Below are 14,734 nucleotides of genomic sequence, written 5' to 3'. Positions count from 1 at the left end.
TCCCATTATTGACGATAACCACAAGCTGCAATAAGTAGCCCGTGTACCGTTTTTGAAAGTGCGACCAGATCATACTTATGATCGCTCATTACCCAATTGGTCACAACTTCATCTACTGTTCCAAAGATCATTTGTCTTGCCACGCGAACATTTAAATCTGCTTGAAATTCACCTTGTTTTATACCAGTCTCTAAAATCTCATCCATAACTTGTAAGTAGCCTTTTAATACTTCATTTATTTTAAGGCGCAAGTCTTGATTGGACTGCCTTAGCTCTAATTGCGTAACGATAGCAAGAGGATCATTTTGCGACAACAGCAAGAAGTGCGTTTCTACCAACATGAATAACTTCGATACAGCGCTTTCAATTCCTGCTGTTTTTTGACGAATTGTTTCGACAAATTCTCCCATCTTCTCTTGGAATAAGGATATTAATATATCTTCTTTATTTTTAAAATATAAATAAATCGTGCCATCAGCTACCCCAGCTTGCTTTGCGATTTTAGAAACTTGCGCTTGGTGGTACCCATTCTCCGCAATCACAATGACTGCCGCATCAATAATTTGATTGTATTTCGGTCTATTTTTCTTCACTTTACTGTCCCCTTCAAGAAGATGACTGAATGAATAGTCATTCATATTCTTATAATACTGACTATTTAGAAAAGTGTCAATCCTATTTTTTCAAAAAGAAAGGGCCTTAGCCCGTTTGCTCATCCTCATTCTTTCTCTTCTCTTCATCTATTAGAACACGGCGTAAAATTTTCCCTACTGTCGTTTTTGGCAATTCATCTCTAAACTCATATACTTTCGGCACTTTATAAGCCGCTAAATATTTACGTGCAAACTGATTTAATTCTTCCTCAGAGCACTCCGTACCTTCTTTTAACACAACAAATGCTTTAACCGTCTCTCCTCGGTATGGATCTGGAACTCCAATTGTCACTACTTCTTGCACTTTTTCATGCTCATATAATACTTCTTCAACTTCACGAGGATACACATTAAATCCACTCGCGACAATCATATCTTTCTTACGATCTTTTACATAGAAGAATCCATCTTCATCCATGTAGCCAACATCACCTGTATGGAGCCAGCCATCTTGCAATACAGCCGCTGTTTCCTCTGGCTTATTCCAATATCCTTTCATAATTTGAGGGCCTTTCACTACAATTTCACCTATTTCTCCTGGCGGTAATGCCTCACCAGTTTCAAGCGACATAATGATTGCTTCTGTATCTGGCCACGGAACTCCGATGCTACCTGGCACTCGCTTTTCCCATAAAAAATTACTATGTGTAACCGGAGAGGATTCTGTTAAACCATATCCCTCTACTAGTTTACCACCTGTAACTTTTTCGAACTTTTCCTGTACTTCTACTGGCAGTGGTGCTGATCCACTAATACAAGCACGAATAGAAGAAATATCGTATTCTTTTAAAAGCGGACTATTTAAAAGAGCGATATAAATAGTTGGTGCCCCTGGAAACAATGTCACTTTATGCTTCTTAATCGCTTCAAAAACCATTTTCATATCAAACTTTGGAATAAGGACCATTTTGTATCCTTGCATAATACTTAAATTCATAACAGCTGTCATACCATAAACATGGAAAAATGGAAGAACCCCAAGAACGACTTCTTCTCCTTCTTTGCAATTATATAACCATTGAACTCCCATTAACGTGTTAGAGACGAGGTTTTTATGCGTTAACATAACTCCTTTCGGAAATCCGGTTGTTCCTCCTGTGTACTGTAAAAGAGCTAGATCATTTTCAGGATCACAAGGCACCTCAACATTCGTATTCACTTCTTTTTCTACTGAATTCCAAAGATGAATCGTTTCACTCTCTGATACTTTCACAACTAAATTCGACTGCTTTTTCTGCACAAATGGATACAATAGATTTTTAGGGAATGGTAAAAAGTCTGCAATACGAGTTACGATAATATGCTCAATTTTTGTAGCAGATTGAACATTCGTTACTCTTGGAAACACTAAATCGAGACAAAGAATTACTTTTGCTCCCGAGTCATGAAGCTGATATTCTAATTCCCTTTCTGTATACAGTGGATTGGTTTGTACTACGATACCTCCCGCAAGTAATGTACCGTAATAACCAATTACAGCTTGCGGACAATTCGGCAACATAATAGCAACTCGATCACCCTTTTCCACACCGAGCTTTTGAAGATAATTTGCAAACCGCTTCACCTTATCATGGAAGTCCGAAAACGTAATATCCTTCCCTAAAAAGTGAAGCGCTTTCTTTTCTGGGTAGCGAGAAGCCATCTGTTCTACATATCTATGAAGCGGCTGAATATCATAAGAAACCGTACTCGGAATTTCCTCTGGATAACTTTTCAACCATGGTTTTTCCACCTTCATTCCCCCTTCAAATACATAAAAAATAAATGAATGTTCATTCATGATGGTTATTTTCATTATATTATAGTCACCATAGCGTTACAATCATAATATTCTGACTTTTATATAACTATGCTTTACTTCATTAACTTCTTATTATATGTAGAAACTCTCTTAATCTTAAAAGAGTAAGAGAGTTATGGCTTAGCTTAATCTTATTATCGTTAACACTGCTCCTGGGGTAGTTGTTGATAATGTTGCGACAGCTAACAAACCAAATAATTGTAAACTAATAGCATCTCCTGCTGCAAGAGTTGTAATAATTGTTGCACTAAATGATGTGGTTGCTACCGCAGGAGAATTTATCGTCCCAGCAAGTGCCCCTCCATTAATTGTAATCCGTGAACTGACTAATAATGAAGCCGTTATATTAATTGTATATGAAATATAATAATTACCAGCATTTGCAACCGTAAATACTGTGTTTCCACCAGAAACAGTAATTCCTGGACCGATGTTTTGATTATTTGGAAGCGGGACATTCGTTCCACCAAGAACTACCGATATCGCTGTTCCCGACGTATTATTTGCAAATGCATATGTCGCCGTGATACTTGTACCTGTAGCCCCGGTTGAACCCGTTGAGCCCGTCGCTCCTGTTGCTCCTGTCGGACCTGTTGGACCGGTTGAGCCTGTTGCTCCCGTTGGGCCTGTCACTCCTGTTGAACCCGTCGCTCCCGTTGCCCCGGTTGAACCTGTTGCTCCCGTCGGACCCGTTGCTCCTGTTATTCCTGTCGCTCCCGTTGGACCCGTTGAACCTGTCGCTCCCGTTGCCCCGGTTGAACCTGTTGCTCCCGTTGGACCCGTTGCTCCTGTTATTCCTGTCGCTCCCGTTGGACCTGTTGAACCCGTCGCTCCCGTTGCCCCGGTTGAACCTGTCGCTCCTGTTGCCCCGGTTGAACCTGTCGCTCCTGTTGGGCCTGTTGGACCCGTTGCCCCTGTTATTCCTGTCGCCCCCGTTGGGCCTGTTGCCCCTGTTATTCCTGTCGCTCCTGTTGGACCCGTTGCCCCTGTTATTCCTGTCGCTCCCGTTGGGCCTGTTGCTCCTGTTATTCCTGTCGCTCCCGTTGGACCTGTGTCGCCTGTTACTCCTGTCGCCCCCATTGGGCCTGTGCCACCTGTTGCTCCTGTTGCTCCCGTTGGGCCTGTGCCACCTGTTGCTCCTGTTGCCCCCGTCGGACCGGTTGGACCAACCTTAGGAACTGTCCCATCGCAACTAAAACAGCATGAATCAACATGTACACCATTTTGATTATTACACCCACAATATCCATTTACGTTATTGCTCCATGAAGACATGTTGATCACTTCCTTTACATTCGATCTTTTTAGCGCAATCACCGACTTAAAAAACACCTATCTAAATAACAAAGAAATACTTTGCCTAGTTGGGGATAAAACACAGATTTCCTCCATACATTCTAGTAATTATTACATGCGATTCATTCTCCTTTTGCTTGTACTTTCGCCTTATCTCCACAGACTATTAACAATACACATTACACTATCGTACACAGCCACTTTCCCATTTAAACTTTCCACATTCGCCAATATTTTTAGTAAAGAGGCTTATTCTTCATAAATAGCGACTATAATATATAAAAATCCGTATAGTTCGTTATTTTTCGTCAAAATTTTAAAAATATATTGACACTTAAAATATCCTCATAGTATGATTTGGGTGTTGTAATTGATAACCATTTTCACTTATGGTACTAGTTACAAAAAACACTTAATTTGGGGGCAGAAGATGAAGAAAATTCTCAGTATTTTCATAGTAGTTCTTCTATTCGCTGTTGGATGCGGACAGCAAAAAGAGGAGAAAAAAGAAACAAAAGCGGACAATAAAAATCAAGCTCTAACAATTAAACACGCTGAAGGGGAAACGAAGTTAGATAAACCAGCAAAAAAAGTAGTTGTACTTGAGTGGGTATATTCTGAAGACTTATTAGCACTTGGTGTTCAGCCAGTAGGGATGGCAGACATTAAGAATTATAATAAATGGGTAAATACAAAAACAAAACCGAGTAAAGATGTTGTAGATGTAGGGACACGTCAACAACCAAACTTAGAAGAAATTAGCCGTTTAAAACCAGACTTAATTATTACAGCTTCATTCCGTGGTAAAGCAATTAAAAATGAATTAGAGCAAATTGCACCAACAGTTATGTTTGATCCATCAACAAGCAATAACGATCACTTTGCTGAAATGACAGAAACATTTAAACAAATTGCAAAAGCAGTTGGAAAAGAAGAAGAAGGTAAAAAAGTATTAGCTGATATGGATAAAGCATTCGCTGATGCAAAAGCAAAAATTGAGAAAGCAGACTTAAAAGATAAAAACATCGCAATGGCACAAGCATTTACTGCTAAAAACGTACCAACATTCCGTATCTTAACTGACAATTCTTTAGCTTTACAAGTTACAAAAAAATTAGGTCTAACAAATACTTTTGAAGCAGGAAAATCTGAGCCAGATGGTTTTAAACAAACAACTGTAGAATCATTACAAAGTGTACAAGATTCAAACTTCATTTACATTGTAGCGGATGAAGATAACATTTTTGACACGCAACTAAAAGGCAACCCTGCTTGGGAAGAATTAAAGTTCAAAAAAGAAAACAAAATGTATAAATTAAAAGGCGACACTTGGATTTTCGGTGGTCCTGAGTCTGCAACATCTTTAGCAACACAAGTAGCAGATGTAATGACAGCGAAGAAGTGATTACACAATGAATAGCTTACAACATACACTTCGAGCAAGTCTTGTATTCGGAGGAGGAGCAGCTCTCTTGCTCCTCCTTTTCTTTATTCATATCGGACAAGGTCAAGCAAACATTTCCTATAGTATGATTATTGATGCTCTTATCTCACCGAACCAATCACTAGAACATCAAACTTTAATTATGCTTCGATTACCTAGAGCTGTAATTGCCATTTTAGCTGGAGGCGCTCTTGCTGCATCAGGGGTTATTTTACAAACGTTAACGAAAAATCCACTTGCTGAATCCAGTACAATGGGTATTCACTCTGGCGCATATTTCTTTCTAGTAGCGGCTACAATTTTCTTACCGAAAGATTTACAAATTAATTCTCTTCTGTTCACATTTATCGGCGGTGCTATTACTGCTTTATTTGTATACCGTATTTCTGGTGGAAAAAAGGGAACCCCACTTAGAATGGCATTAGCTGGTATGGTCGTTACATTAATGCTCTCTGCCTTTACCGGAACGATGCAGCTTTTCTATGAAAATGAAACAGCTGGTTTATTTTTATGGGGAGCTGGCTCTCTTATTCAAAATAACTGGGATGGCGTTCAATTTGCTTTTCCATTTATCATTATTTCTTTCCTAGTTTTACTATTTATGTCTCGTAAACTCAACATTCTCTTACTTGGTGATGATGTTGCTATTTCTCTTGGTGAAAAAACAGCAGTAACACGTCTTATCGCCTTCATTGCTGCAATCTTTTTAACAGCAGTAATTGTTACTGTTGTTGGACCAATTGGCTTTGTCGGCTTAGTTGCACCTCATTTAATGCGCCTTATCGGATACCGTCAACACTTTACTCTTCTTCTCTCTTCTTTCTTATGGGGGGCAGTATTATTGCTTGGAGCAGATGTTGTCGGTAGATTAATAGATCCAACCGGTGCAGAACTTCCTGTTGGGGCAGTCACAGCAATGATTGGATCTCCTTGGCTTATTTACTTAGTGTATCGAATGATGAAATCGAAACAATATATGAATGATAACGGTGCGAATGCAGCTGGAGCTAGTTCCCGCTATTACTCTTATAAAAAGGTAATCATTATATCTATCACACTTTGTATTGTGACGATTGCTCTTGGTGTTACAATCGGTAGTAACGCTTATATCGAAAGCATTACTAATGTTATATCAGGTCAATTAACACAATTTGACAAAAATATGATGATGAATCTTCGTTTACCAAGAATGCTCGTTGCTGCTATTGCTGGCGCATGCCTTGCAATAAGTGGGCTTGTTTTCCAAAGTATATTACGAAACCCACTTGCCGATCCTTCTATTATTGGTATTTCATCGGGAGCTGGTGTCGGTGCTTTAACGATTATGTATGTCTTTCCTGCACTTCCTGGTTTCTTCCTACCAATTGGTGCATTTATTGGCGGACTACTTGCAGTTGGAATTGTCCTCTTCTTCTCTTGGAAATCAGGATTTAGTCCAACAGCTCTCGCTTTAATAGGGATTGGTATTTCTGCGCTTGGCTCAGCAATTATTCAAATCTTTATCGTTAGAGCCAATTTGAATGTTGCCGCTGCTTTAACATGGTTATCTGGCAGTACGTATGCAAGAGGGTGGAATCACTTAGAAAATATCATTCTATATCCATCTCTAATTCTTGTATTCATTATCTTTTTCTTAATAAAACAACTTGACGTTCTCGTACTGGGAGACGATTTAGCAACTGGACTTGGGCAACCAGTAAATAAAACACGTCTTGCTCTAATTGTGCTAGCGACACTACTTGCGTCAGTAAATATCGCTGCTGTCGGTACAATTGCCTTTTTAGGCCTTGTCGCACCTCACTTAGCAAGAATTGTTGTTGGTATGAACCATCAAAGACTATTCGTTTGCTCAGCACTGTTTGGAGCAATTCTTCTTTCCATTGCTGACTTACTCGGCCGAACAATTGCATATCCGAAAGAAATTCCTTCTGGTCTTGTCGTCGCTGTACTTGGAGCACCTTATTTCTTATGGTTGATGAGGAAGAGTGGGAAGAAAGTTAATTAAAAAGGAGGCTTCTTGTTAGAAGCCTCCTTTTTATATACTAAATAAAGTGAAACTTTAATTAGTGGGGGGGTTCTTCATCCCCACTGATTATTACCCCAAACCAATTGGGCTTTTATGAGCAGTGGATCTCCCACCTAACTTCTTTGCTCCAGCCGAATCTTGAGGTGGGAATTTTACTGCAGGTGAATAGCGGGATAAATTACTCTGATCTCACTAATTTCACAGATTCAGTACTCCCCATAAACTCATGATATACAGTTAATGTGTTCTCCTCAATTTTCAAATCAGCCTTATGCTTTATTTCCCCCACTAAAAATACAAGCTCTACAGAAATAATCCCTTGGTCCACACTTAATATTCGAAAGTCTCCTATAGTAGTCCCTTTCCCAAAAATATTATGTTCCATAAATTCTCCGCCTGTTTTCTCACTATTAATAGATTCTATTTCCAACCCAACTGGCCTGTCTGTACTTTCTGATGACATCCAAGACCCCTTTAACTTTCCAATATCAGCCTCTTTTTTCTTTTCATTTTTTAACTCTTCCTCTTTTTTCTTAACTTCTGCTTGTTGAGTTAGTAAGCCATCTATTTGCTTATTCAGCTCTTCGGCCCGTTGATTTTCCGAAATAAATTGTTGATTTTGGCCAGTATCGTTAACAATTTTATTTACTATCCCTTTAGCCTCTTCATACTTTTTATCATTCTTTAACTTCTCTGCCTTTTCCAATTGACCTATATATTGACCTTTTAACTCTTTATGCTCTATGAGCGAATCTTTTTGTTCTTTCGCTTGACTTTGAAGGATTGCGGAACCATCTTTCATCTTTTCTACTTCTTGAAACAAACCTATTGCTTGTTCTATATTTCCACTCGATTTCTCTTTTATCGAACTTATCATCTTAGTAGTTTGGTCTTTTAATACCTTTGCTTCTTTATCATCCTTTTTCTCTTCTAATGCTAGCTCAAATGATGCTACTGCCGTGTCATATTCTTTACTCGCTAACGCCAATTTCCCTTGATCCATTGCTTTTTTATAGGTTTCATTGCTACATCCTACCATTAAAAATAAAATTATGATTCCTAAAATCAATCTTTTCATAATATCCCCCTGAATTAATATAATTCTATATACACTCAATAGTATCATAAAATTTATATATAAAATTTTAAATACCATTATTAAAACATAAAGGGAACTTGTCATTTCTTCTCGAACTTAATCTATGAACATAAGTAGAGGGGGATAACAATAATGTACCAAACAATTGAAGGCTTCTTGCAATCATGGACATACGAAGCAGAGTCTACTCAGAAAATGCTTGATTCATTAACCGATGCATCTTTATCACAAGAAATTGCACCTGGACATTGGACGTTAGGAAGAGTCGCTTGGCATATCGTGACGGCAATTCCTGTTATACTATCTGGCACAGGGCTAAAGTTTGAAGGAGAAACGAAAGATTATCCTGTCCCAACTTCTGCAAAAACAATTGCAGATGAGTACCGTAAAGTGAATGCGGCTTTTGTTGAAGCACTTCAAAGTAAATGGACTAATAAAGATTTAGCAACTATTAATGACTTCTTTGGTCGCCCTATGCCGAATTCTATATTTTTAATGACACTTATTAATCATCAAAATCATCACCGCGGGCAAATGACGGTTTTAATGCGACAAGCCGGCTTAACAGTTCCTGGCGTATATGGCCCCGCAAAAGAAGAATGGGCTGCGGCTGGAATGGAAGCTCCTAAAATGTAACGACAAAAAAGACAAGGTGTTTACACATCTTGTCTTTTTCTGTAACTTGTTTCATGTGAAACTATTTTTTCTAAATGGTTGTTTTATGGAATATATAGGTTAAAATGAATACATATTACGAAGAGGGGTAACCAAATTGAATACAAAAAATAAAAAAATAGCTATGGGAACTATTTTACTAACTTCTATTATTGGAGTTATTAGTGTATCTCTTTATTTCACCTATTATGGTACCCCTTGGGGAAAACAAACAGCAATTACGGAATCAAAAGAGTATATTACAAAATATTTTAATCTAGATGCAGAAGTCAAAAACACTTCTTACGATGCTAAAATGAATAGCTATGCAATCGCCTTTGAAACAAATAAAGACGGAGAGTTTACTATCGAATATAAAAGTCCTAATAACTTTAATATTTCTCCAGAAGTACAAGCGTATTTAAGCAAACACTCCAAATTTACAGAGTAGTAACGAAGCATACATATACAAAAAAGGAGTTAGTATAACACCAACTCCTTTTACGTATTCTTATCATACTGCTATATCTTCCTTCTCTATATTTTTAATGCCGTAATACGCAATCACAACTCCAATTGCTGCGAGTGCTAGTTGAAGGGGAAGAAAAGTTGCTGTAGAAAACTCTGGGTTGCCATTCATTGCAATTGTGACAACGATAAGAGATGAAACAATTGTAGTTGGCACGGAGCGTTTACGCATTCCGAAATATAATGGGATTAAACTCATCCCCGCAGTTGCAATGGCTAAAGGAACTAGTTTTATTCCTTCTTGCATCAATTGATCTACTGTAAATGAATTAGGAAGAATTGAAAAATAGCTATCTATACCAAAGAAAACTCCTACTACTAAAATGTTAGATACAATAACTGTTATAAATGTTACTATCGCTGTAATAGCCAACTTACTAGCCATCATTTTCTTCCGATTAATAGGGTAAGAAAACATAAGTAGTATTGTTTTATTTTTATATTCACCAATTATTAGCCTTGCGATTAATACACTACCAAAAACAATAAACGTTGCTCTTACTATTGTGCTAGCCATTAACAATATCGTCTCTGGATTCCTTATTTCTGCATCACCTTCTACTTGAGCAATGATGCTCACAAAGATCATTAATGCCAGTATAACAATATTTGCAATAATTGCTCTCTTCACGTACCAACCAAGCTTAAACTTTTTCAATTCTAGCTTCATTAAATGTAGCATGATAGTGTCCTCCTTCCTCCTAAGATTTAATCAATATAAATGACTCCTGTTTCACTTAAAATCTTCGCTTCATTTTTTGCATCACCAATCGTTCCTACTTTTATTTTTTCTGTATTTTTATCTTTCTTAAGTCCTTTTAAATCCACTATTACGTCAGCCGAATTACTTTTAGCCATAAGCTTCAATGATGCCGGGACACCTTTATACCGTACGCCAATATCCCCTGATTTTGTTTCTATAAATAATGATTTTCCTTCTGTCATATCTTTCAGCAATACTTCCCCAAATGTTGAAGTGATGTTCATATTTGAGTTACTTACATTTGTTATATAGTTATCACCAGTCGTAGACTTTATATTTAATTCTTGTACTGAACTATCTTTTACAACTAACTCTCCACTTTGCGATATGAATTCACCTTTCTCGGCTGATAGTCCTACAATCATTCCATCCCCAGATTTGCCTTTCGTCACGATACTTTTTACTACTATATCTCTTATTTTCACATCACCTGATTTATTATTTAATACAATTTTATCTATTTCTTTCTTCGGAATAGCTATACATATACTATTCTTCTTCCTAAACGTAAAACCATTAAAAAATTTGTTCGCCTCTTGTTTTTGCTTAACCATAATTTTATTTTCATCATTTTCTATTTTGACGGGATCTATCTCTTTATCTGCTTGTTCACCTTGAGCGGAAATTATTATTTTATTAGCGTCTGTACTTTTAAATTCAAGATTCCAGTTTTCATTGTCTACTTCTATTTCTTTTATATTATTTATCTCAAAAGACTTTTCTTTCTTAAAATCTTTCCCCTGAAATATCTTAAAACCAAAAACCGCACTAGCAATTGTAATGAATAATATTGCAATTACTATTATTTTTTTCACTATTCATACCCCAGTTCGTTTTCGTTTTAAGCTTGCTTCACGCCACATCGATCTTGTCGATTTTACGAAACGATAGATAACTAATGAAAATTCCTAATAAACAGAGCACGATTGGGATAGCTATAAAATCAAACATACTTACTTGACCGTTTCCAGGACCATAGTTACCACTAATCAGCAAGCCAATTATTACTGCTGAAGTAATCGTTGTCGGTGTCGATTTCTTTCTCATTCCAAAAAATAAAGGAATTAAACTTATACCAGATATCATAAATGCACTTATAATAGTACCTGGAACCATAGCTATTATTTCACCTATCGTAGCAGGTGTTTCAATCAGTCCCATCATTGGACTCACAAAATATACGAGCAAGCTAATAATGAAAGTCGCGATAATCGTGCTCACAAAACAAAAACAGAAAACAATTGTTAATTTCGCACTCATTAGCATTTTCCTTTGTAGCGGATACATAAATGATAGTTGTATCGTTTTGTTCTTATACTCATCAATTACTAAACGTGATAAAATGACTGAACTAAAAATAATGAATGTTATCCTAATAAAAATATTTACTAAAGCCATGTTCTGTGTGAAGTCAAAGAAGAGCACGTCTCCCTCGGCTTTCATTCCCCATGCCATAAGGCTTACTGCAGCGAAAATTGCTATAATACAAATTGCTACACTTTTAAAGTAACTAGATAATTGATGTTTCTTCCATTCGAGCTTCATTAATTTAAACATATAAACCACGCCTCCATTCTTTATATACCTGTCTCTACGCTGCTAACATTCTAATTCCAGCAGTAACGAAGCTTAACATTCCTATCACTAGTAGGATTAACAACCATTTCCGCTCTGGTTTTCTATAATATAAAATTCCACTTACTAGCATTACGATAAATCCACTTACCAGGTTCAGCCACAGTCCATTAAGCATGAATGCCCTCTCCATCCATTACATTTAAGAAATATTCTTCTAAGGAACTATGTTTCTTATTAATACTTTCAATTTCCACATCGTTCATAATAAGTGCTTTGGAAATGGCTTGCTGTGTCACCGCCACTTCATAAACCCGAATCATGTTTCCACTCATTATTTTGTAGTTTTTTATACCAAGTTTATCTTCTAAAATATAAGCTGCACGCTTCACATCAGGAACAGTAATTTCAATGTACTCTGTTTGTTTTCCGTTAATACTCTTCATTGAAACTTCTTTTATTAGTTTTCCATTTTGAATGACACCAATTGTATCCGCCATTAATTCCATCTCACCTAAAATATGGCTAGAAACTAATAATGTAATGCCATATTCTTTGCAGAGCATTTTAAATAAGTCTCTTAATTCTTTAATACCAATTGGATCTAAACCGTTAATGGGTTCATCTAAAATGAGTAATTCTGGCTTTGTTACGATTGCCCTTGCAATACCGAGTCGTTGTTTCATTCCTAATGAAAAATCTTTTACTTTTTTATTATCTATACCTTGCAGCTTCACTAAATGTAAAGCATGGTCAATTTCATTTTTATCGTAATAGCCCATATATTCACAATGTAATTCTAAGTTTTCTTTCGCCGTTAATTTATCATAAAAGATTGGATATTCAATAATCGTCCCCATTCTCTTTAATACTTCATAAGATGTATCTGTTAACTTCTCACCGAAAATTTCAATCTCACCGCTCGTCGGTTTTATTAAATTTGTAATCATTTTCATAATCGTTGTTTTACCAGCACCGTTTGGTCCTAAAAAACCGTAAATTTCTCCTTTTTTCACATGCATGTTAACACCGGAAATAACTTCTTTCCCTTTAAACACTTTCGTTAACTGATTTGTTTTTAATATATATGTCATGTTACTTTCCCCTTTCGCAATACTCTATATTTCTATAATAGACAACGGAAATCTCTTTTTTCTTACCCGTTTCTTACAAATTCCTTACGCTGAAAAAAAGCTTGTAGAATCTACTGCTCTACAAGCTAAAACTGTATCTTTGTTAATACAATTGTAAAAATTGTTTTTTCATACGGTTTACTAGAAAGATGGATTTTTCCATCCATCGCTTCCACCAGTCTTTTCGTAATCGTTAACCCTAAACCGCTTCCTTGGTACAATCTATTTCTCGAATCTTCAAGTGTGTACATACGCTCAAACACTTTATCAATATGAGATTCATCAATCCCTTTTCCTGTATCCCATACGTCTATATACACATTCGTTTCATCATCTCTTAACGTCATACCCAGTATCTTTCCATCGTCTCCATATGTAATTGCATTTGATATTAAATTGTTCAATACCCTACCTAATACTTCTACATTTCCAAGTGCATATATATTTCTTTCTGGTATATCAATATGAACTTGAAACCCTTTCGCCGTCACTAAATCATAAAAAGATAAAATCTTCTCACGACAAACTTCATTCATATTTACTTTTGTCATTTCAATTGCTTTGTCACCAGATTCTAATTTTGCCAAGTCAAAAAACTTATGAATTAACTCCATCACTTCTAGTGTTTTCGTATGCACTTTTTCAAGTAATATTTGTTGTTCTTCTTTATTTATCGTTTTATCCTTATTTAACATTTCTGTATATCCAAGAATAACTGTTAGTGGTGTTTTCAAGTCATGCGAAATATTTGAAAGCATTTTTCTCATCGAAATTTCTACTTTTGCATGATCTGCATTCGTTTTCTGTTTTGCATCTAATAATTGATTAATTGCCACTAATAATTTTTGCAATTCTAGATCATCTGTCATAACGAGTAACGTCTCGCCTGTTTTGTCATTTACAATACTTTCTAACTTTTCATATGTGTATCGTAAATTTTTACTACTATTTTTTCTCATTTTATATTGTATGTAAATGACACATAACAATATAAAAATAATACTTATTAACAAATTGACCATATTACATCACTTCCAACTTATAGCCGATACCCCATAACGTTTTAATATATTCTGGATTAGATGGATCACTTTCGATTTTCTCACGCAACCTTCTCATATGAACATTAATAACGTTATCGTCACCGTAATACTCTTCGTTCCAAATTAGTGTATATATTTGTGCTTTTGTAAATACACGATTTTGATTTTTTACAAACAATTTTAGAATCTCAAATTCTTTTAAAGTAAGTTTGAGAGGCTTCCCGTTTTTTTCCACAGTAAAATTAATTGGATCAATCGTTAAATCACCAATTTGAATCATCTTTTCTGTTGTTTCTGTAGCCGAATATTTCGTAGATCTTCGAATACCTGCCTTTACACGTGCAGCTAATTCAATCATAGAAAATGGCTTACAAATGTAATCATCTGCTCCAAGTCCTAATCCAACAGCTTTATCAACATCTGTATCTTTTGCCGACATCATTAAAATCGGAACAGCACTTTTTTCTCGAATGATTCGTACAACCTCTAAGCCATCTAGCTTCGGCATCATAATGTCGAGGATAATCAAATCAAATGAACCTTTTAAATATGTGTTCACGCCTTCTTCTCCATCAGACGCAATTGTTACTTGAAAGCCCTCTTTTATCAAATACTTTTCCACCATCTCTTGAATTGAGAGATCATCTTCAACTAATAAAATATGATGTGACATATGTCTATCCCCTTTTTACAAACGTTAACAACTCAATTGTATCGTA

General features: G+C 36.2%; 15 protein-coding genes. 4 read left to right on the top strand and 11 right to left on the bottom strand.

The window, feature by feature from the left end; genetic code table 11:
* Positions 1 to 5: 5 nt before the first annotated feature.
* From ACTFR3_RS19230 to ACTFR3_RS19220, 3 genes are all read right to left on the bottom strand, one after another.
* Entirely contained in the window at positions 6 to 593 is a 588-nt protein-coding gene (locus ACTFR3_RS19230; protein WP_000742223.1) for a TetR/AcrR family transcriptional regulator, read from the bottom strand.
* 106 nt (positions 594 to 699) lie between these two features.
* Positions 700 to 2,385, bottom strand: coding sequence for a long-chain-fatty-acid--CoA ligase (locus ACTFR3_RS19225; protein WP_000414746.1), 1,686 nt, complete (start codon positions 2,383 to 2,385; stop codon positions 700 to 702).
* 189 nt (positions 2,386 to 2,574) lie between these two features.
* Entirely contained in the window at positions 2,575 to 3,729 is a 1,155-nt protein-coding gene (locus tag ACTFR3_RS19220; RefSeq protein ID WP_440044692.1) for a BclA C-terminal domain-containing protein, read from the bottom strand.
* A 451-nt stretch (positions 3,730 to 4,180) separates the two neighbouring features.
* Here ACTFR3_RS19220 and ACTFR3_RS19215 point away from each other — a divergent pair, with 451 nt between their 5' ends.
* Both ACTFR3_RS19215 and fhuB read left to right on the top strand, forming a co-directional pair.
* The gene (locus tag ACTFR3_RS19215; RefSeq protein ID WP_000722826.1) at positions 4,181 to 5,155 is read left to right on the top strand and encodes an ABC transporter substrate-binding protein; all 975 of its coding nucleotides are present in this window, start codon (positions 4,181 to 4,183) and stop codon (positions 5,153 to 5,155) included.
* 7 nt (positions 5,156 to 5,162) lie between these two features.
* Complete coding sequence (gene fhuB / locus ACTFR3_RS19210) at positions 5,163 to 7,199, top strand: Fe(3+)-hydroxamate ABC transporter permease FhuB (RefSeq protein WP_001087088.1); 2,037 nt, start codon at positions 5,163 to 5,165, stop codon at positions 7,197 to 7,199.
* Positions 7,200 to 7,398: 199 nt separating this feature from the next.
* Here the strand turns inward: fhuB and ACTFR3_RS19205 are convergent, their stop codons facing one another.
* The gene (locus ACTFR3_RS19205; RefSeq protein ID WP_000825580.1) at positions 7,399 to 8,298 is read right to left on the bottom strand and encodes a hypothetical protein; all 900 of its coding nucleotides are present in this window, start codon (positions 8,296 to 8,298) and stop codon (positions 7,399 to 7,401) included.
* 153 nt (positions 8,299 to 8,451) lie between these two features.
* On the opposite strand from ACTFR3_RS19205, the gene ACTFR3_RS19200 reads away from it, so the two are divergent.
* Positions 8,452 to 8,955, top strand: coding sequence for a DinB family protein (locus tag ACTFR3_RS19200; protein WP_000284980.1), 504 nt, complete (start codon positions 8,452 to 8,454; stop codon positions 8,953 to 8,955).
* Between the two features lie 136 nt (positions 8,956 to 9,091).
* Positions 9,092 to 9,424 (top strand): YfjL-like protein, encoded by a 333-nt coding sequence (locus tag ACTFR3_RS19195; RefSeq protein ID WP_001093296.1) that lies wholly within the window; start codon positions 9,092 to 9,094, stop codon positions 9,422 to 9,424.
* 63 nt (positions 9,425 to 9,487) lie between these two features.
* Here ACTFR3_RS19195 and ACTFR3_RS19190 read toward each other — a convergent pair whose 3' ends face one another.
* The 7 genes from ACTFR3_RS19190 to ACTFR3_RS19160 form a co-directional block, all read right to left on the bottom strand.
* Positions 9,488 to 10,183: an ABC transporter permease gene (locus tag ACTFR3_RS19190; protein WP_000902926.1), complete on the bottom strand. Its 696-nt coding sequence runs from the start codon at positions 10,181 to 10,183 to the stop codon at positions 9,488 to 9,490.
* 26 nt (positions 10,184 to 10,209) lie between these two features.
* The gene (locus ACTFR3_RS19185; RefSeq protein ID WP_000720988.1) at positions 10,210 to 11,079 is read right to left on the bottom strand and encodes a DUF4097 family beta strand repeat-containing protein; all 870 of its coding nucleotides are present in this window, start codon (positions 11,077 to 11,079) and stop codon (positions 10,210 to 10,212) included.
* 37 nt (positions 11,080 to 11,116) lie between these two features.
* Positions 11,117 to 11,821: an ABC transporter permease gene (locus ACTFR3_RS19180; protein ID WP_000475552.1), complete on the bottom strand. Its 705-nt coding sequence runs from the start codon at positions 11,819 to 11,821 to the stop codon at positions 11,117 to 11,119.
* A gap of 34 nt (positions 11,822 to 11,855) precedes the next feature.
* Positions 11,856 to 12,017, bottom strand: coding sequence for a hypothetical protein (locus tag ACTFR3_RS19175; RefSeq protein WP_000931817.1), 162 nt, complete (start codon positions 12,015 to 12,017; stop codon positions 11,856 to 11,858).
* Positions 12,010 to 12,933, bottom strand: coding sequence for an ABC transporter ATP-binding protein (locus ACTFR3_RS19170; RefSeq protein WP_000221069.1), 924 nt, complete (start codon positions 12,931 to 12,933; stop codon positions 12,010 to 12,012). The genes ACTFR3_RS19175 and ACTFR3_RS19170 overlap by 8 nt, the downstream gene beginning before the upstream one ends.
* A gap of 125 nt (positions 12,934 to 13,058) precedes the next feature.
* Positions 13,059 to 13,994, bottom strand: a complete 936-nt coding sequence (locus tag ACTFR3_RS19165; RefSeq protein WP_000247686.1) for a HAMP domain-containing histidine kinase — start codon at positions 13,992 to 13,994, stop codon at positions 13,059 to 13,061.
* 1 nt (position 13,995) lies between these two features.
* A complete protein-coding gene (locus tag ACTFR3_RS19160; protein ID WP_000018056.1) occupies positions 13,996 to 14,688 on the bottom strand; it encodes a response regulator transcription factor in 693 nt (230 codons plus the stop codon).
* Positions 14,689 to 14,734: the final 46 nt, after the last annotated feature.

It is taken from the genome of Bacillus cereus group sp. MYBK14-1 (assembly GCF_051916885.1).
Taxonomy (GTDB): Bacteria; Bacillota; Bacilli; order Bacillales; family Bacillaceae_G; genus Bacillus_A; species Bacillus_A cereus.
The sequence above is the reverse complement of the archived record's forward strand: the minus strand, read 5'-3'. Positions and strand labels throughout refer to the sequence as shown.